Annotated in this window: 17 protein-coding genes and 1 pseudogene; all 18 read left to right on the top strand. The window is 35.8% G+C overall.

Features of this window, described 5'->3' with window-relative positions; genetic code table 11:
- Nucleotides 1–28 precede the first annotated feature (28 nt).
- Nucleotides 29–454: a MerR family transcriptional regulator gene (locus C1724_RS15375; RefSeq protein WP_180994290.1), complete on the top strand. Its 426-nt coding sequence runs from the start codon at nucleotides 29–31 to the stop codon at nucleotides 452–454.
- 53 nt (nucleotides 455–507) lie between these two features.
- Nucleotides 508–1,788: a hemolysin family protein gene (locus C1724_RS15370; RefSeq protein WP_102347606.1), complete on the top strand. Its 1,281-nt coding sequence runs from the start codon at nucleotides 508–510 to the stop codon at nucleotides 1,786–1,788.
- A 225-nt stretch (nucleotides 1,789–2,013) separates the two neighbouring features.
- The gene (locus C1724_RS15365; protein WP_102347605.1) at nucleotides 2,014–2,355 is read left to right on the top strand and encodes an ArsR/SmtB family transcription factor; all 342 of its coding nucleotides are present in this window, start codon (nucleotides 2,014–2,016) and stop codon (nucleotides 2,353–2,355) included.
- Nucleotides 2,356–2,366: 11 nt separating this feature from the next.
- Nucleotides 2,367–3,665, top strand: a pseudogene (locus C1724_RS15360) (arsenic transporter); the annotation flags it as partial.
- An 88-nt stretch (nucleotides 3,666–3,753) separates the two neighbouring features.
- Nucleotides 3,754–4,173, top strand: a complete 420-nt coding sequence (gene arsC / locus C1724_RS15355) for an arsenate reductase (thioredoxin) (RefSeq protein ID WP_102347603.1) — start codon at nucleotides 3,754–3,756, stop codon at nucleotides 4,171–4,173.
- A gap of 84 nt (nucleotides 4,174–4,257) precedes the next feature.
- Nucleotides 4,258–4,605, top strand: a complete 348-nt coding sequence (gene arsD / locus C1724_RS15350) for an arsenite efflux transporter metallochaperone ArsD (RefSeq protein WP_102347602.1) — start codon at nucleotides 4,258–4,260, stop codon at nucleotides 4,603–4,605.
- 17 nt (nucleotides 4,606–4,622) lie between these two features.
- Nucleotides 4,623–6,386: an arsenical pump-driving ATPase gene (gene arsA, locus C1724_RS15345; RefSeq protein WP_102347601.1), complete on the top strand. Its 1,764-nt coding sequence runs from the start codon at nucleotides 4,623–4,625 to the stop codon at nucleotides 6,384–6,386.
- Between the two features lie 285 nt (nucleotides 6,387–6,671).
- A complete protein-coding gene (yhbH, locus tag C1724_RS15340; RefSeq protein WP_102347600.1) occupies nucleotides 6,672–7,838 on the top strand; it encodes a sporulation protein YhbH in 1,167 nt (388 codons plus the stop codon).
- Between the two features lie 822 nt (nucleotides 7,839–8,660).
- The gene (locus C1724_RS15330; protein ID WP_102347598.1) at nucleotides 8,661–9,818 is read left to right on the top strand and encodes an iron-containing alcohol dehydrogenase; all 1,158 of its coding nucleotides are present in this window, start codon (nucleotides 8,661–8,663) and stop codon (nucleotides 9,816–9,818) included.
- Between the two features lie 32 nt (nucleotides 9,819–9,850).
- Nucleotides 9,851–10,903, top strand: coding sequence for a TRAP transporter substrate-binding protein (locus C1724_RS15325; RefSeq protein ID WP_102347597.1), 1,053 nt, complete (start codon nucleotides 9,851–9,853; stop codon nucleotides 10,901–10,903).
- A 162-nt stretch (nucleotides 10,904–11,065) separates the two neighbouring features.
- Complete coding sequence (locus tag C1724_RS15320) at nucleotides 11,066–11,569, top strand: TRAP transporter small permease (RefSeq protein WP_102347596.1); 504 nt, start codon at nucleotides 11,066–11,068, stop codon at nucleotides 11,567–11,569.
- Nucleotides 11,570–11,602: 33 nt separating this feature from the next.
- Nucleotides 11,603–12,868, top strand: coding sequence for a TRAP transporter large permease (locus C1724_RS15315; RefSeq protein WP_102347595.1), 1,266 nt, complete (start codon nucleotides 11,603–11,605; stop codon nucleotides 12,866–12,868).
- A 40-nt stretch (nucleotides 12,869–12,908) separates the two neighbouring features.
- On the top strand, nucleotides 12,909–13,682 hold the full coding sequence (locus C1724_RS15310; protein ID WP_102347594.1) for an IclR family transcriptional regulator: 774 nt from the start codon (nucleotides 12,909–12,911) through the stop codon (nucleotides 13,680–13,682).
- A 158-nt stretch (nucleotides 13,683–13,840) separates the two neighbouring features.
- Nucleotides 13,841–14,542 carry a FadR/GntR family transcriptional regulator gene (locus tag C1724_RS15305; RefSeq protein WP_102347954.1) on the top strand — a complete coding sequence of 234 codons (702 nt, stop codon included), beginning with the start codon at nucleotides 13,841–13,843 and terminating at the stop codon, nucleotides 14,540–14,542.
- A 28-nt stretch (nucleotides 14,543–14,570) separates the two neighbouring features.
- A complete protein-coding gene (locus tag C1724_RS15300) occupies nucleotides 14,571–15,989 on the top strand; it encodes an FAD-binding oxidoreductase (RefSeq protein ID WP_102347593.1) in 1,419 nt (472 codons plus the stop codon).
- Nucleotides 15,982–17,283, top strand: a complete 1,302-nt coding sequence (locus C1724_RS15295; RefSeq protein ID WP_102347592.1) for a (Fe-S)-binding protein — start codon at nucleotides 15,982–15,984, stop codon at nucleotides 17,281–17,283. Before C1724_RS15300 ends, C1724_RS15295 begins: the two co-directional genes overlap by 8 nt.
- A gap of 316 nt (nucleotides 17,284–17,599) precedes the next feature.
- The gene (locus C1724_RS15290; RefSeq protein WP_102347591.1) at nucleotides 17,600–18,391 is read left to right on the top strand and encodes an IclR family transcriptional regulator; all 792 of its coding nucleotides are present in this window, start codon (nucleotides 17,600–17,602) and stop codon (nucleotides 18,389–18,391) included.
- A 277-nt stretch (nucleotides 18,392–18,668) separates the two neighbouring features.
- Complete coding sequence (gene gucD / locus C1724_RS15285) at nucleotides 18,669–20,105, top strand: alpha-ketoglutaric semialdehyde dehydrogenase GucD (RefSeq protein WP_441296783.1); 1,437 nt, start codon at nucleotides 18,669–18,671, stop codon at nucleotides 20,103–20,105.
- Nucleotides 20,106–20,205: the final 100 nt, after the last annotated feature.

Raw genomic sequence — 20,205 nt, 5'->3', positions numbered from 1 at the left:
AGTATATTGAATTATAATTAGGGAAGAGGTGAGCAAAATTGGGAAGTTATATCGAATAGGTGAACTTGCAAAGTTAACGAATGTATCAAAGCGTACAATTGATTATTATACAAAGTTAGGGTTATTAGAATGTCAACGCTCGGAAACAAATTATCGGTTTTACGACGAGGATGCAGTGAATGATCTAAAATTTATCGAACGAAGTAAAGTGCATATGACTTTAGATGAAATTAAACTAAGAAAAGAAGTTTTGAAAGCAAATCGACTTGATCAAGATCATGTACTAAAGCAAGTTGATCGTATTACTAAGGATATGGTTCATCTAGAATCAGAAATCAAAGAAATATGTAATTGTATTGAAAAATTAGATGAAGCTGATAAAAAAGCAGTTATTCATAAACTCATTCCACATTCTAAGGCATTATTTCAGTCATTAACTGGTTTAATTAACTAATTAATTATTATTTATTTAAATATTTACCACAATTTATAGGAGTGTGAAATTTTTTGGACGATATACCACTGAATTCATTGATTTTATTAGTTTCCTTAATCTTAATGTCTGCGTTTTTCTCTTCAGCAGAAACAGCTTACTCTAGTGTTAATAAAATACGCTTAAAGCACTATTTTGAAGAAGGTAGACGGGGAAGTAAGAAAGCGCTATATATTGCAGAAAGCTTTGATAAAGCATTGTCAACAATTTTGGTGGGAAACAATATTGTGAACATTGCAGCCGCAAGTATATCTGCGAAATTAGCTACAGATTTGTTTGGTGGAAATACAGGGCTTGTAATAAGTACCGTAGTAATGACAATTTTAATTCTTATTTTTGGTGAGATTCTCCCAAAATCATTGGCAAAAGAAAATGCCGAAAGTTATTCTTTGACAATTTCAGGTATACTATATTTCTTAATAAAAATTCTTGCACCGATTAACTACTTTTTTATCTTATTGAAATCGTTTGTTTCAAGGTTTTATTCAAAAAAGGATGAAACCCCTTCTGTAACAGAAGAAGAGCTTAAAGTAATCATCGACATGAGTGAAGAAGAAGGCGTTATCGATAAAGAAGAACGCGAATTAATTCAACGCTCAATGGACTTTGACGAAATTTTAGCTGGTGAAATTTTAACGCCGCGTATCGATATGGTTGCGGTTGAAGTAAGCCAATCCATTGAAGAAATTAAACAAATTTTCTTTGAGGAACGCTATTCAAGGGTTCCAGTTTACGAAGAAAGTATTGATAATATAATTGGAATACTAAATGAAAAAGAATTTTTTGCACATTTATTAAAATATAACGATGCAAATATTAGGGAATTAATAAGAGAACCATTGTTTGTTTTTGAATCTGTAAAAATCTCCTCATTATTAAACAAATTGCAAAAAAATAAAGTCCATATGGCTATTGTTTTAGACGAGTTTGGTGGAACTTCTGGCTTAATTACATTGGAAGATGTTCTTGAGGAAATAGTCGGTGAGATTTGGGATGAGCAAGATGAAAAAATAAGTGCAATTACACGTGTAAATGATAATGTATTTAAATTTGATGCTCAGTTTCAATTAGATGATTTTACAGAACTTATGAACGTTTCACTTCCTGAAAGCTCTTACCATACTATTGGCGGATGGGTGATTGAGCGATTTGAAGGCATTCCTTCGGCAGGTGATTCATTCATATACGAAAACTTAAAGGTAAGTGCAGATGAAGTAGAAAATCGCAGGTTACGGAAAGTTAAAGTTGAAATACAGGAAGAGAAAAAAGTGGAAGAAAATGCAACTGCAATCTAACCGCTAAATAAAGAATTACAGCAAGGGATATTAGTTGTAGACTAGTATCCCTTTTATATATGGGTAATTTTATAGCATCTTTATATATTCTTTACAAAGTAAGAGTTGAAATTCACATATAAACATTTTATTATATAAGTAAATAATTATATTGTGATGACCGTATATTTTCAATTAAAGAATTAGAATATAATCATATATTTACATAGATGAAAGGAGGCTCTTATGAGTAAACCATTTGATGTTGAGCAAATAGCCAAATTATTAAAGTTACTAGGAGACAAAACAAGGCTCTCAATTGTGAGTTTGTTATACTATGATGATTTTTGTGTGTGTGAATTTGTAGAAATTTTTCAAACAAGTCAACCGGCAATTAGTCAACACTTAAGGAAATTAAAAGATAGTGGTGTGGTAAAAGAAACAAGGAAAAGTCAATGGATGATTTATTCTATCAATATAAATAGCGAATTTTACCCACTAATTGAAGATATTATCAAGTATCTTCCTGATCAAAAAGAGAAGGTTAAAGAATTGGAACAAAATGGACTACGAATTTCTTGTGACTAGTTGGAGGTTTATGTATGACTGAAAGTATATTAGCGATTCTCATTTTTGTTGTTACATTAGTGTTTGTGATTTGGCAGCCTAAAAATCTTTCGATTGGCTGGTCGGCCTGTGGAGGAGCACTTCTTGCTATACTTGCAGGCGTCGTAACTTTTGATGACGTGATTGTAGTAACAGGTATAGTATGGAATGCAACGTTAGCATTTATTGCCATTATCATTATTTCTTTAATATTAGACGAAATTGGATTCTTTGAATGGTCTGCTCTCCACATGGCTAGGTTCGCTAAAGGAAATGGCATGAGGATGTTTGTTTTCGTTACGATATTAGGGGCCATGGTTGCAGCGTTATTTGCAAATGATGGAGCTGCTCTAATTCTAACGCCAATCGTTTTAGCGATGGTAAGAGCATTAAATTTCAAAGAACAGATGGTGTTTCCTTTTATTATGGCAAGTGGGTTTATTGCAGATACCACTTCATTGCCACTCGTTGTTAGTAACCTGGTGAATATTGTTTCTGCTGACTTTTTTGGAATAGGCTTTGCTGAGTATGCATCAAGAATGATTGTACCGAATTTCTTTTCACTAGGAGCAAGTATTCTTGTACTTTATTTATTCTTTAGAAAAGATATCCCGAAAACATATGAATTGTCACAATTAAACAAACCACATGAAGTAATTAAAGATGTAAGAATGTTTAAGTTATCATGGTTTGTATTAGCTGTTTTACTTGTTGGTTATTTTATAAGTGAGGTTGCCAATATTCCTGTATCTTTTATTGCAGGTATCGTTGCAATATTCTTTCTACTAATGGCTCAAAAGAGTTCTGTTGTGCAAACTAAACAAGTGATAAAAGGTGCGCCATGGGCTATCGTCTTTTTTTCGATTGGAATGTATGTGGTTGTTTACGGATTACGAAACGCAGGATTAACAAATGTATTAGGTGATGTTATACAAGCAGCAGCAAATCAAGGTTTATTCGTCGGTACTATTGCGATGGGCTTTATCGCTGCCATTCTATCATCAATTATGAACAATATGCCGACTGTTATGATCGATGCATTAGCAATTGCTGATACGAATACGTCGGGGGTTATTCGTGAAGGACTAATCTATGCCAATGTCATCGGTTCAGATTTAGGACCAAAAATTACCCCGATTGGCTCTTTAGCAACATTGCTTTGGTTACATGTTTTATCTACAAAAGGTGTGAAAATAACGTGGGGATATTATTTTAAAGTAGGTATTTTATTAACAGTACCGACTCTCTTTATTACACTTGTGGGGTTATATTTATGGTTGTTGGTTATTTAGAAATATGTGATATGTTGGAAAATCAACATTAAGCTTTAACACACCGAGTACCTTTCTTCAAATTTAATACAAAAAAGGAGAATGTAAGATGGCGAAAAAAACAATTTATTTCTTATGTACTGGAAACTCTTGTCGCAGTCAAATGGCTGAGGGCTGGGGTAAGAAATATTTAGGTGATGAATGGGAAGTGAAAAGCGCTGGTATTGAAGCTCACGGTTTAAATCCAAACGCTGTGAAAGCGATGAACGAAGCTGGTATTGATATTTCAACTCAAACATCTGATGTAATTGATCCGGAAATCTTAAATAAAGCAGACTTAGTTGTAACACTTTGTGGGCATGCAGCAGACCATTGTCCGGTAACACCCCCACATGTGAAACGAGTGCATTGGGGATTTGATGATCCTGCTAAAGCAGAAGGAACGGAGGAGGAAAAGTGGAAGTTTTTCCAACGTGTTCGTGATGAAATTGGTGAAAGAGTTAAGCGTTTTGCTGAAACTGGTGAATAAATAATAGATATATTTTATAAATAGGGATCACTTTACACATGGTCCCTGTTTTTATTATAAGAAATTTGAAGGAGCTGATTACTAATGAAAAGTCTAGAAGTATTTGATCCTGCGATGTGCTGCCCTACAGGCGTGTGTGGTCCAAGCGTTGATCCCGAACTAGCTCGTGTAGCTTCGGCCCTTTTTTTATTAGAGAGCAAGGGTTTGCGGATTAAAAGATATAATTTAGGTAGTGAGCCAAGCGCTTTTATTGAGAACGAAGCAGTAAGTAATTTATTAAATGAGAAAGGTCCGGATGTGCTTCCGATTGTTTTGTTAGACGGAAAAGTCGTAAAAGACGAGAAATATCCATCGAATGAGGAATTAGCGCAATGGTTTGAGTTAGATATAAGTGAGCTATCAGCGAAAAAGTCAAATAAAACACTAATTTAATAGGAGAAGGTGTCAATATGTTCCCCTTATTTAACCCTGATCAACTTTCTATTACACCTTTTCTATTTTTTACTGGAAAAGGCGGTGTTGGAAAAACCTCTACAGCCAGTGCGCTTGCCATTACTCTTGCTAGTAAAGGGAAAAAGGTCTTAATAGTATCAACTGATCCTGCATCGAATCTACAAGATGTATTTGAAGTAGAGTTAACAAATGAAATTATTCCTATTACAAGCGTACAGGGTTTGTATGCATGTAATCTTGATCCTGAAGAGGCTGCTCGACAATATCGTGAAAAATTAGTAGGACCCTACCGTGGCAAAATGCCTGCAAGTGTAATTGAAACAATGGAAGAGCAGCTATCTGGAGCTTGTACAGTTGAGATCGCTGCGTTTGATGAGTTTACTAATTTATTAGCCAATCCAGTAATTGCAGATACATATGATCATATCATTTTTGACACTGCACCAACTGGGCATACGCTAAGATTACTACAACTGCCAACGGCTTGGACGGATTTTCTAAATGAAAGTACGCATGGAGCAAGCTGTTTAGGTCCATTATCAGGACTAAATGAAAAAAAAGAGTTATATGCAAAATCAATGAACGCCCTGTCAGATCCAAATAAAACAACTTTAATTTTAGTATCTCGTCCAGAACATTCCTCGTTAAAGGAGGCAGAACGAGCATCAATTGAATTAGGTGATCTAGGCATTAACAATCAAATGGTTTTGATAAATGGGGTTCTGCAGCAGGAAAAACAAGGGGATGAGATTTCAGTCGCCTTCTATCAAAAGCAACAGCATGCCCTTGCACAGATGCCAGGACATTTATCGAAGTTATCTTTGTTTGAAATTCCGCTTGTGTCATATTCTTTAACGGGTATTCAGTCTTTGAGTAAGCTGTTCAGCCAAGAAGAACGTACAGATATATTAATAAAAGAGCATGATCCACTTCATTTGCCGAAGTTAACGGAGCTTGTTGATGATTTAGCGAATCGTGGAATTCGGGTTATTTTCACAATGGGAAAAGGCGGCGTTGGAAAAACGACAATTGCCTCAGCTGTTGCCGTTGGACTTGTAGAACGCGGCCGTACAGTCCATTTAACAACAACTGATCCAGCTGCACATTTGGAGAATATCTTTGGGGTTACCGATCAGTTTGAGAATTTAACAATAAGCAGGATTGATCCAAAAGTAGAGGTTGAAAATTATCGCAATGAGGTTTTAAACAAAGCTGCAAAGGAATTAGATGAAGATGCGATCGCTTATATTAAAGAAGATCTTGAATCGCCTTGTACAGAGGAAATTGCCATTTTTCAAGCGTTTGCAGAAGTTGTATCTAAATCAAAGGATGAAGTTGTTGTCATTGATACGGCTCCAACAGGTCATACACTGCTCCTTCTTGATGCAGCGCATTCATATCATAAAGAATTGGAACGCTCTACTGATGAAGTTTCAGCCAGTGTGAAAGAATTTCTTCCTCGTTTACGAAATAAAGAAGAAACAGAGGTTATCATTGTTACATTACCAGAAGCGACACCGGTTTTTGAAGCAAAACGATTACAGGAAGATTTAATGCGTGCCGATATTGCTCCTAAATGGTGGGTAATCAACCAAAGCTTTTATGAAACGAACACATCTGATCCGGTTCTAAGTGGACGAAAGACCGCTGAAAAACAATGGATTGACATGGTTACAAATGAGCTTGCCGATCGTGCAGCCATCATACCATGGTTAAAAGATGTAGAGATAGGCTATGAATTTCTTAAAAAATGGATTTAATTTTTTACACGCCAGCAGAATAATATTAATATAATTGTGCCAAGTGATGATATCTTGGCACTTATTATATATGGCGGGAATTTTTTTATCTTTTTAGTGATGATTTTTACCATTTATTGAGCTTGTACTCTGGCAACTATTAAAAATAGTAAGCAATAATTTCAGAATTTTGCATAAGATAAAATAAGCTATTTTAATAGTAACTTTTATTAGATTATGTCTGTAGGCGAAAAGTGTTACGGTATTACAGTAAATCAAAAACACCATAGGAGGGGAAAGTAAAAAATGACACTAGATGACAAGAGTTTTAGTATTTCACAAGAAGATTGGTCCCTCCACCGTAAAGGTCATGATGATCAACAACGACACCAAGAAAAAGTAAAAGAAGCCATAAAAAACAACTTACCAGATCTTATTACTGAAGAAAACATTATCATGTCAAACGGTAGGGACGTTGTGAAAATTCCAATTCGGTCGTTAGATGAGTATAAGATTCGTTATAACTATGATAAATCCAAGCATGTTGGCCAAGGCGATGGGGATAGTCAAGTTGGGGATGTTGTTGCACGGGATGGAGCACCACAGAAGGGGCCAGGAAAAGGTAGCGGTGCCGGAGACCAAGCAGGTGAAGATTATTTTGAAGCAGAAGTATCATTAATGGAAATTCAAGAGGCATTATTTAAGGAATTGGAGTTACCAAACCTTCAACAAAAAGAACGTGATGAAAATGTAATTGAGGATATTGATTTTAATGATGTTCGTAAAAACGGCTTAATGGGTAATATTGATAAAAAGAGAACACTTAAGAATGCATTTATTCGAAATGCGATGCGTGGAGAACCAACATTCCAACCCATTATTCCTGAAGATCTTCGCTTTAAAACCTGGAATGAAGTTGTGAAACCAGAGTCGAAGGCGGTTGTACTAGCCATGATGGATACATCGGGATCGATGGGTGTTTGGGAAAAGTACATGGCCCGAAGTTTTTTCTTTTGGATGACGCGGTTTTTAAGAACCAAATATGAAACTGTTGAAATCGAGTTTATTGCACACCATACTGAAGCTAAAGTAGTTTCAGAAGACGACTTTTTCTCAAAAGGGGAAAGCGGAGGAACCATTTGTTCATCTGTTTATCGCAAAGCCCTCGAACTAATTGATGAAAAATACCAACCTTCAAGATTTAATATTTACCCATTCCATTTCTCAGACGGTGATAACTTAACCTCTGATAACGCTCGCTGTGTTAAATTAGTAAAAGAACTTATGGGTCTTTGTAATATGTTTGGTTACGGAGAAGTCAATCAGTATAACCGTCATTCCACACTGATGTCAGCCTATAAAAATATGAATGATGAGAAATTTAGATATTACATTTTAAAACAAAAATCAGATGTATACGCCGCAATGAGGAGTTTCTTCCGGAAGGAAAATGAAAATAAGATATTTGCGTAATAGGAAACCAGCTGAATGCTGGTTTTTTTGTGGCTTAGTAATTTATAAAATGGCAAATGATGTGGATAACTTAGATAACAGTAGTGTAATTCAGCTTCAGCGCCCAGCCCTTCGGGGGCAAAGACGCACAGGATGTGCTAATGCCGGTGTTGCCACAGGACGTGGCGTCATCCTTAAAAATATTAAGTCTATCTGTCTAGCTCCAGTCGATAACCCTTCGGGAAAAATAACCTTTCGCCGGATATTGAGGAAAAACACCTCATATCCGACGAAAGAACATTTTCGGGTCCAGGGCTTACCAATCGACTTCCGCTTTTCTAACGACTTCTTCGTCGGAAGAACACGACGCATAGGACGTGCTAGTATCGGCGTTGCGACAGGGAAGTCGTGGTTTAGCTGATGCTCGTCTGTAGGGGCTAAGCTGGCGCATGCGCCTTTTGTTCTTGATAGGAATATGTATGTCAAAATAACACGACTCATAGCTTTTCTGGTCCAGGAGTTGCTACAGGATACAGCAGTTTAAGGTTATTTCCTGCATTAGAAGACCCAGAATGCGCGGATTTTCTCTTGAAGGAAGTAAGTTGCATCTAGGGGAAAATATAGTCTCAAGCACCTTACATGTTAATAAATTATTAAATTAGTAGTTTCAAACCTTCAGTTTTCCTTATTGTATCTCCAATTACATAAATTCAAAAAAAATTTTATTTTTAGTTATGGAAGGGGTTTCATTCGACAAAATATTATGCTATTATAATCTCAAGTTTAATATATAAAATCTAGTTTAAGATATTAAACCAATTTCGTTTATTGAAGGAGGACATCATGTACAACTATTACATGCCTACTAGAATTATCTTTGAATTAAATAGTTCTGGTAAATTAGGTGAATTATTAGAAAAAGAAAATAAAAAGAATATTTTAGTAGTTACAGACAAAGGGATTTTAAACGCAGGACTACTAAGCCCAATGTTGCATTCATTGGAGAATAGCAATATTAAATATGAAATGTTTGATGAAGTAGAACCAAATCCAAAAACATCAACAATCAGAAAGGGCGTCCAAAAGTTTTCTGAAAGTGACTTTGATGCTATTGTCGGTTTTGGCGGAGGAAGTTCCATTGATACAGCAAAAGCAATCGCTGTTATGGCAACAAATGAAGGAGAAATTCTGGATTATGAAGGTGTAGGCAAAATCGTTAATGATCCATTATATTTGGTTGCAATCCCTACAACAGCAGGAACTGGTAGTGAAGTAACAGCTTCGACTGTTATTACAGACGAGAATACATTATTTAAAGCTGCTGTTGTAAGTCCAAAGGTATTTCCTAACCTGGCAATATTAGATGCTTCGCTTACATTAAAATGTCCTCCTGGTATTACATCATCAACAGGTATGGATGCTTTAACACATGCGATCGAATCATACATATCTAAGCAAAGTGATCCAATCAGTGGAAGTATCGCTCTTCATGCGATTACATTGATTTCTAATAATCTATCAAAAGCTTACTTCTATGGAACAGACTTAGAAAGCAGAGAAAGAATGTTAGAAGCTTCAATGTTAGCGGGTTTAGCATTTTCACAGACAAGATTAGGAAATGTCCATGCGATCTCTCAATCCTTTGGTGGAGTATTTGATATTCCTCATGGTATTGCTAACGCGGTTCTTCTACCTTACATTTTAAAGTTTAATGCACCAGCATGTTTAGATAAAATGGTGGATATCGCAAAAGCAATGGGAATTAGTACTGCTAATGAAAGCGATGCTGCTATTGCTGATAAGGTAGTTGAAACGATTGTTGAATGGAATAAAGCATTTGATATTCCAAACAACACGAAGGTTTTAGGAGTAGATTTAGCTCAAATCGATAAGCTGATTTCAGATTCTATGAGAAGTGGAAATGTCCTAGTAAATCCACGTCTCACTACTGCAAAAGATGTAGAAAAGTTAATTAAAGATTCCCATGCAGGGATTCTATAAAATTAAAAAACTATAAAAAGAGGTGTAAGTAGATGAAAAATATTTTGAAAGTATTAATTCCATTATTTGGTTTTATCTTCTTGGTCGCTTGTGGTGGCGGCAGTGAACCAGTATCTGAAAATGAATCTTCTTCAGGTGCAGATGACAAAACATATACAGTACGTGTAGCCCATTCATCAGCAGCTACTAATGATCGACTTGAAAATTCATTACAAGAGTTTAAAAAAGCAGTTGAAGAAAAAAGTGAAGGTCGTCTAATTATCGAAACTTATCCGAACAGTCAATTAGGTGGAGAACGTGAAACACTTGAAGGCGTTCAAATGGGTACAATTGAAATGGCTGTATTATCAACAGCTCCTTTTGGTGGATTTTTCGAAAAAATGATGATTTTAGATTTACCTTATATCTTTAAAAATGAAGAAGTGGCAGATAAAGTATTAGACGGTCCATTTGGTGATAAACTATTTAGTTTAATGTTAGAAGAAACAGGACTAAGAGGTTTAGCATGGGGAGAAAATGGTATTCGCCATATGGCTAATAACATCCGTCCAATTGAATCACCAGCAGATATTGAAGGATTAAAAATTAGAACTCAAGAAAACCAAGCACACATGGATATGATTAAAGCTTTCGGTGGTAGTCCAACTCCGTTGGCATTCCCAGAGTTATATAGCTCGTTACAACAAGGTGTTATTGATGGTTATGAAAATCCAATTTCATTAATTACTGGTATGCGTTTCTATGAAGTTACTAAGTATATTACACTGAACTCTCATGTTTACGGTGCTTATGCTTTCATTACTAACGATGACTTCTTCCAAACATTACCTGAGGATCTACAAAACATCATTGTAGAAGAAAGTAAGAACTGGAGCAAGATTGAACGCGAGTTTAATAGAAAACAAACAGAAGAAGGTATTGATTTAGTTAAAGAACAAGGTGTAGAAGTTATTGAGCTTAGCGATGAGCAAATTGCTGAATTCCAAGAATTAGCAATGCCTGTTGTAGAGAGCTACAGATCACAAATTGGTGAAGAACTATTTGATGAGCTAATGGCTGCAATTGCAGAAGCTGAAGCTAACTAATAACAATAAAAACTAAAAAAGTAAGTGTTTCGAACCTAAGGTTATATCACAGATAAGGCCACAGAATCGGACAAGCACGTACAAAATTTAAAGTTTTAACAAGTAAAATAAAGAAGAAAAAATTACTTTTCTTCTTTATTTTTTTCTAAAGGGGTGATTTTTTTGAAGAAATTAATGAAGAGTTTAGATAATACTCTAACGAAAATTGAAGAGAATTTAACTTTTATTTTGTTACTAGCCATGCTTTTAGCTGTATTTGCAAGTTTCGTTAGCCGTTATGTTTTTAATTCACCTATAGACTGGACTGAAGAGTTCTCAAGGTATGTCATGATTTGGGCAACATTTATTGCTGCTAGTTATGGAGTTAAGACAGGAGCACATATTACCCTTGATATTATGGTTATTTATCTTTCCGATAAAGGTAATAAGATTTTAAGGACAGTTAGCTATATTCTTTCATTAGTATATTGTGTCCTTGTTATTTATATAGGTATCCCCTTTATTAATAATTTAATAGAAACCCAACAAAAATCTCCTGCAATGGAAATTCCGATGTATTTTGTTTACCTTTCAATAATAGTAGGTACTGTTTTAATGTTTTTACGATATGTCATCCTTTTATTTAACGAATTTTCAAATTCTAATCAATTAGAAAAGGTTAATTAGTTTCTTTATAAAGATTTAGATGGGAGGGTAAAGATGACTACAATCTTAGCTTTATTATTATTAGTTTTACTAGTTCTGAATGTTCCGCTGGCAATTGCTGTTGGCTTGGGATCAACCATTGTTTTATTAACTTCGGACTTGAATTCAATTGTAGCGGTTCAAAGAATGATTACTGGTTTAGATAGTTTTGCCCTTATGGCCATACCATTGTTTATGGTGGCGGGTAAAATCATGGAGATTGGTGGGATCTCCAAAAGGTTAGTTGATTTAGCCGCTAGTATCGTCGGCTCTGTAACTGGAGGATTTGCGATTATCGCAGTAATGGCGAGTATGTTTTTTGCAGCTATTTCAGGATCAGCTCCAGCTACCGTAATTGCAATAGGGAGCATTATGGTACCTGCAATGATTAAGGAAGGCTATGATAAGAAATTTGCACTAGCGCTAATTGCCGCAAGTGGAACAATCGGCATTATCATACCTCCGAGTATTCCATTTATAACATATGGTATTTCCGCTAGCACAAGTGTAGGAGACTTATTTATTGCTGGAATAATCCCTGGAGCTCTCATGGGTCTGTCACTAGTGATTTATAGTTATATTATCTCTAAGAAATATGGTTACAAAGGTGGAGAAAAAACCAATCTAAAAAGGTTTTTTCATAACTTCAAGCGTTCAATTCTTGGTTTAATGATGCCACTTATTATCTTGGGAGGCATTTACGCTGGTTGGTTTACACCGACTGAATCGGGTGCTGTAGCCTGTGTATATGGATTAGTAGTTTCATTATTTATATATAAATCGCTGAAATTCTCTGAATTAAAAAAGATTTTTGCAGAAGCGGGAGTATTGTCTGCAATGGTCTTATTTATTATTGCAACAGCGAATTTATTAAGCTGGCTCATTACTGTTGAACAAATACCGACAAAAGTAGCGGGTGCATTGTCATCAGTCACAGAAAGTCCACTTGTATTTTTAATGATAATCAATGTAATATTATTATTTGTAGGAACATTCCTAGAAATAAATGCTGCGATTATATTAATTGTTCCAATACTTTTGCCTATGCTACAAATGTATGGCATAAATCTTACTCACTTCGGTGTGTTAATGATTTTTAACTTGGCAATAGGTTTATTAACACCACCTTTGGGTGTTAACCTCTTCGTAGCAAAATCGTTATCGGATATTCAATTCAGTACACTGGTTAGGAGTATTGTTCCATTTATTTTGATTATGTTATTGAATTTAATAATTCTTACAGTGTTCCCTGAGATTACAAGCTTCATGATTTCAAAATGATACTTAAATAAAATACCCTGAGTTGTAAAAGGAGATTTTTATGAAAGAAAAATATTGGAATCCGGCACTGGAAAGAACAGACAAAATATTGAATCTCATATCAGAAAGTCCTAATAAATATAGAATGATCGATATTTCTAAACTGCTAGAGATCAATAAAAGTTCGCTTTTCATCCTATTAAATACAATGGAAAAGCTAGGCTGGATTTCAAAAAACCAAGGTGATGTTTATTCCCTCGGGACAACGCTCGGAGCATTGGGCGCCGCTTATTTTAAACAATTTAATATCTTGCAAGCTTTTTATGAAGAAGCAACTGAAACTCAAAAAAAAGTAAAAGAACATTTGCAAATTGGATTATTAGATGGTGGTGACGTTATTTATATAGGGAAAGTTAAGGATGACTCATTAGTGCAATTAGTCACTGAGCCGGGTATGAGATTTCCTGCGTATGCAACCTCTATAGGTAAGATCCAATTATCTAAATATTCATTGGCAGAGTTAAAGACTATTTATCCTGTAGAGCCTTTGAAACCCAAGACACTTTATACTATAACGTCAATTGATATCCTGTATAGAGAATTACAAAAAGCAGTTCAACAAGGATATATTGAAGAACACCAAGAATCGGCTGAAGGTTTCCATTGTGTAGCAGCGCCGGTATATAACTTTAACAATCAAATTATTGCAGGTGTAAGTATTGCAATGACTACTAGCCATTGGGAGCAAAAAGGTGAAATGGCTAAAGAGGAAGTGCTTAAACTAGCACACAGATTGTCAATACGGTCTGGACAGCAGAATTATCAGAGTATCTAAATTTAGGAATATATAAAAAGACAGAAGAAGGCGAGTTGTTTCCGCTGTCTTTTTTTATATAACGTGGACTGTCCACCTGTCCAATGAGATGGAAATCAATCAGTGTAAGGGGTCTTACAGCCGATTAATCCGCGGGATAAAGGTGGTATAAATTGAAAATGGACATAAAACCAATAAAAAAAAGAAAACGTATATACCAAGAGATTATTGATCGGATTAAAGAATCGATTGAGTCGGGAGAGCTTTCTTCAGGGGATAAGCTACCATCTGAAAGAGCACTAGCTGAAATGTTAGGCGTATCAAGGACATCGGTTAAAGAGGCCATTAGCGCATTAGAAACTGCTGGTGTTGTAAATATTAGACCGGGTGTAGGTGTTTTTGTCGCTGAACAATATGGAACAGAGCTGTTAAATAAATTTTCAACTATTATTGATGAAAAGAACGCTGATTTAATACAACTAATTGAATTGCGGCAAGCGATTGAAGGAGATGCTGCCTATTATGCAGCCAAACGAATAACCTTAGTGCAAAAGGATAAATTAGCTACGATATTTCATAAGTTAGTCGAGGCTGAAAGAAAAGGGGAGCTTGCAGTTGAAGAAGACCTTCAATTTCACCTTGCAATAGTTGAAGCCGCTCATAATCCTTTAATGCTAAATGTTATGAATATAATATCAGATAAATTAGTGCGGGAATTAACGAAAAACCGTGAGCAATCGATATTAAACTTTAGGTTAAATAAAGAGGTAATGGAAGAGCATAGACGAATCTACAAAGCAATCATTGAACAAGACCCGTTGGCAGCCCGTCAAAATATGTGGGCTCATTTAAAGGGTATTAAACAAAGACGTATTTACTAAGAGACCTTCGTGATAGGATGTGGAAAAAATGAAAGCATGCACACCTGAGATCATTGAAAAATTAAGAACTATTATTAGAGATGAGAGTCGTATTTTGCTGGAAGAAGTTGACCGATATAGTTATGGATATGATGCATCCTTCGGCAATTATTTACCTGACGTTGTACTCCAGCCTTTAGAAACTGCTGAAGTAGCAGAAATTATAAAACTTGCGAATCAGTATAAAGTTCCGGTTTATCCAAGAGGACAAGGAACAAGCTTAAGTGGGGGGCCATTACCTGTAAAAGGAGGCATAGTCTTAGATTTTTCACAATGGAATCAAACGCTAGTGATAGAGCCAGAAGATTTAGTTGCTATTGTCTCTCCTGGAGTGCTGACAGCTGATATTAATAGTGCGGCCAATGAATATGGCTTAATTTATCCGCCGGATCCGAGTAGTTCAAACGTGTCAACAATTGGCGGGAATCTTGCCGAAAATTCTGGTGGGCCAAGAGGATTGAAATATGGGGTGACTAAGGATTACGTTCTAGGTCTTGAAGTTGTGACTCCTGAAGGTGAAATAATCCGTACAGGCGGAAGAACAGTGAAAAATGTGACTGGTTATGATTTGACTAAATTAATCGTAGGTTCAGAAGGAACTCTTGGAGTCGTTACTGAAGCGATCTTACGATTGATTCCTAAACCGCAGGATTCAAGGACACTAATGGCAACGTTCGATGATTTAATAGATTCAGGGAGAGCCATTTCTAATATCTTAAGTTCTGGTATTATGCCAGCTAAAATGGAGTTGATGGATCAAGCATCGATTGTGGCCGTTGAGGAATATGAACCACTAGGACTACCGACAGATATTGAAGCGATGTTGTTAATTGAACTAGATGGTCATACTCAAGCTATTATTGATGAAATTGAGAAGGTAAAACTTGTATGTGAAAACGTAGGTGCAAAAGAAATTAAAGTAGCGAATAATCAGAAGGAATCACAGGATCTTTGGAAAGCAAGAAAACTTGTTTCACCGGCAATTGTTAGAATTAAACCAACGAAAATATCAGAAGATGCTACGGTCCCTCGTAGTAAAATACCAGATATGTTTAAGAGATTAAAAGAAATCAAAGATAAGTATAACATTCATTTAGTTGTTTTTGGACATGCCGGTGATGGGAATCTCCATCCAAACATCATTGCTGATAAACGTGATAAAGAGGAAATGGAAAGAGTAGAGCAAGCTGTCGCAGAAATATTTAAAGCAGCAGTTGAACTTGGTGGCACACTCTCCGGAGAACATGGAATTGGAACAATGAAAGCGCCATTTATGGAAATGGAGCTAGGACCGGTTGGCGTAGATATGATGAAACGGATTAAGCAGAGTTGGGATCCTAATAACATTTTAAATCCAGGAAAAATATTCCCTGAACCTGGACAGAAGTTGGTGTTATATCATGAGTAATCCAAAAAGCACCGTAGAACTACTAGCTTACGAAGAGACGTTAAGCTGTGTCCAATGTGGTTATTGTTTACCTGCTTGTCCAACCTATAAAACAATGAAAAAAGAAACGCAGTCACCAAGGGGAAGAATAAACCTTGTCAAAATGGCGGCAGAGGGTAAGTTATCCATTGATAAACTGCAGGAACCTATTGATCTTTGTCTAGGCTGTAGAGCGTGTGAAACAGCTTGCCCAACAAATGTTCAATATGGTTCTATTCTTGAGTCTGCAAAGGAAGCCATCCAACAGGAAAAAAATAAAACAATGGACTTAAAAACAAAACTGTTTAGAAAGTCATTGTTTAACTATACCTTTCCCAATAAACGTATGCTCCAAGGTATTGGTGCAGGGATGACGGTATACCAAGCCAGTGGGCTGCAGAAACTTACCCACAAAACAGGAATTATTAAAAAGGTACTGCCAGAGCACATGGCTGAATTTGATCTAATCGTCCCTAAACAACCCGCATTGTTTGCTAGAAAAAAACGTCCTATTAAACACCTGTCCGAGAAAAAGCCTGTTTTGAGCATTGGCTTTTTTAGCGGTTGTGTGATGGATGCAGTATTTTCTAAAATTAATGACTTAAGTATAAAACTGTTACAAAAAGCCGGTTGTGATGTAACAGTAATTAAAGAACAAACCTGTTGTGGGGCATTGCATAGTCATAGCGGTGAAATGGACCATGCCAAAGAATTGGCCAAAAAGAATATTGAAGCCTATGAGAAATACTCTTTTGACTATATTGTAAACTCAATTGGCGGTTGTGGTGCAATGCTAGTAGAATACGACCATCTTTTGAAGAATGACCCAAAATGGGCTGAACGTGCCAAAGAGTTTTCAAAAAAAGCCGTTGATATTAGTGTAATTTTATCTCAATTACAATTACCATTTACGCATAAAGTAGATAGAATAGTAACCTATCAACCATCCTGTCACATGACCAATGTCCAAAAAACGGTAAAGGAACCAAAGGATTTATTACGATCGATTCCCGGTATTCGTTTTGTGGAATTGCAGGATGAAAATATGTGCTGTGGCTCTGCAGGAATCTATAATCTAGTAAATTACCAAGAGTCAATGGAGATATTAGATCAAAAAATGGTGAATGTAAAGAGAGTAAAACCGGATATGATTGTCACAACCAACCCTGGTTGCCACTTGCAAATGAAACTGGGGGTAAAGAGGGAACAAATGTCTGATGCAGTAGAGGTTGTGCATTTAGTAGAACTATTAGCAAATGCATGTGAGATTGAGTAATTAAAAAGAAACAATACAATTATATTAATGTTAGAGCTATTAAGGTTGGTATGTCCAAACGATATTTGTATGGGCATCCTACCTACATAGTGTACTTACCACAAACTTTAAAATTTCAATGGTGTATTAGTAACCAATATTCACTAGATTATTGTAATTGGTTATGTTTATGAGGTTAAATGATACTATTTTGTTAAATATATTGCTAAAAAGGAATCGAAATGGTTGATTTTTCATGTCATTCCCTTTAAACTCAAAAAATAGAGAATGTTGTTCACTAAATATTTAAGTGTTTCTTAAGGCAGGAGGTGAGTTTGTGACAGAGAATAAATCTTACGGCAATGTATCGCATACGTTAGATATTTTATTGCACTTTAAAGATCATGAAGAGTGCACATTAAATAGTTTAACAGAGTCATTAGGTCTTAGGAAAAGCTATGTAGTAAAATTACTTGATAATTTACGAGAAAAGGGTTTTATAGATAGAGATCCAGAAAGTGGTAAATATAGATTGGGGTTACGTTGTTTAGAATTAGGAGCAGCGTATGAAAAACGCCTAGATATAAGGAAGGTTGCACGCCCATACCTTATTGAATTATCTACAGATATTAATGAACTTGTACACCTAGGAATATTAGATTCTAATATCGTTGTTTTGCTAGACCGCTATATAAATGAATCATCAGGACTACGGTTGCAATTTCATTTATCAATTACATCACCACCTTATTCGACAGGTCTTGGGAAAATTCTTTTGGCATATAGCTATCCGAGATTAGTTGACAATTATCTAGATTCCGAAAAATTTAAAGCCTACTCACCTCATACTACTGTTAACCCTAATATGATTCGTCTCGAACTAGAACAAATTAGACAAAGGGGCTATTATTTGTCTTATGAAACATTTGAAAGTGGAATCTCGTGCATTGCTGCGCCAATCTTTACTAGACATGGTAAAATAAGTGCTGCTGTAAGTATCTGCGCCCCAACGGTAAGAATCATGGGGAATGAACAGCAATTTAAGGAAAAGTTATTAAAGGTAACATCAGAAATTTCATTGAAATTGGGAGCACAAGGTATGGCTACTACTTCATATAATAGTATTTAAGATTAGTGAATTTAATTCACTAAAGTGTGTTAACTGTCTAAACTAGTAATTATCACTAAGAAAAATCCATTTAGGTTTTATGAATACATTTTTGAAAGGAATGTGAAATATGACAGCAATTACTTTAGAGAAAACATATTTTAATTATATTAATGGTGAATGGGTAGCAGGAACATCAGAAGAAGTGACAGCTAGCATTAATCCTGCTAATAAAAATGAAATCGTTGGATATGTTCAAAAGTCAACAAAAGAAGATTTAGATAAAGCAGTTGCAGNTTTGAACTACATTAATGGTGAATGGGTAGCAGGAACATCAGAAGAAGTGACAGCTAGCATTAATCCTGCTAATAAAAATGAAATCGTTGGATATGTTCAAAAGTCAACAAAAGAAGATTTAGATAAAGCAGTTGCAGCTGCAAAAACTGCTCAAGTTGCATGGAGAAAATTATCAGGTTCAGCTAGAGGCGATTTTCTTTATAAAATTGCTAATGTTATCGAAAAAAATATCGATGAAATCGCTGCAACAATGACAAAAGAAATGGGAAAAACATTCCCAGAAGCAAAAGGTGAAACAGCTCGTGGTATCGCAATTCTACGCTATTATGCAGGAGAAGGCTTGAGAAGAGTTGGGGATGTAATCCCATCAACTGATAGTGAAGCATTAATGTTTACAACACGTAAACCATTAGGTGTTGTAGGTGTGATTACACCTTGGAACTTCCCTGTAGCGATTCCGATTTGGAAAATAGCGCCTGCTTTGGTTTATGGTAACACGGTTGTGCTTAAACCAGCTGGTGAAACAGCAGTAACAGCTGCAAAGGTTATCGAATGCTTTGCTGAAGCTGGATTACCTGCAGGTGTAGTAAACTTAGTAACTGGATCTGGTTCTGTAATCGGACAAGGTATTATTGATCACAAAGATATTAATGGAATTACATTTACTGGTTCAGACCAAGTTGGTAAAGCTGTAGGAGCAGGTGCTTTAGCTCGTGGCGCTAAATACCAATTAGAAATGGGCGGTAAAAACCCAGTTATCGTTGCTAATGATGCAGATTTAGATTTAGCAGTAGAAGCAACAATCAGCGGTGGTCTGCGTTCAACAGGCCAAAAATGTACTTGTACTAGCCGTGTAATTGTACAAAGCGAAGTTTATGAAGCATTTAAAGAGAAATTAGTTGCTAAAGTTAAAGAATTAAAAGTTGGTGACGGTCTTCGCGAGGAAACTTGGATGGGACCTTGTGCAAGTGAAAGCCAATTGAATACTGTTCTTCATTATATTGAAAAAGGTAAAGAAGAAGGAGCTACTCTATTAGCTGGAGGTAGCAGAGTTGTTGAAAATGGCCTAGAAAATGGTTTCTATGTTCAACCAACTGTATTTGATAATGTAACTCGCGATATGACAATCGCTCGCGAAGAAATCTTTGGTCCAGTACTAGCATTAATGAAAGTTGAAACATTAGAAGAAGCGCTAGAATATGCTAATGACTCAGAATTTGGTCTAAGCGCATCTATTTTCACAACTAATATTAGCAAAATGCTTTCATTTATTAATGAAATGGATGCAGGTCTTGTTCGTATTAATGCTGAAAGTGCTGGTGTTGAATTACAAGCTCCATTCGGCGGTATGAAAAATTCAAGCTCTCACTCTCGTGAGCAAGGTACGGCTGCGATTGAATTCTTTACAGCTATTAAAACTGTTTTTGTAAAAGGCTAAAGGTTAAAAACTTTACATCACATGTATTTGAAACAAACGACAACAAAGAAGAGACTAAAGCTAAACTACTTTATTTATGGTATCAGAGGAAAATTTAGAA

The organism is Bacillus sp. Marseille-P3661, assembly GCF_900240995.1.
GTDB lineage: Bacteria > Bacillota > Bacilli > Bacillales > Bacillaceae_J > OESV01.
The sequence above is the reverse complement of the archived record's forward strand: the minus strand, read 5'-3'. Positions and strand labels throughout refer to the sequence as shown.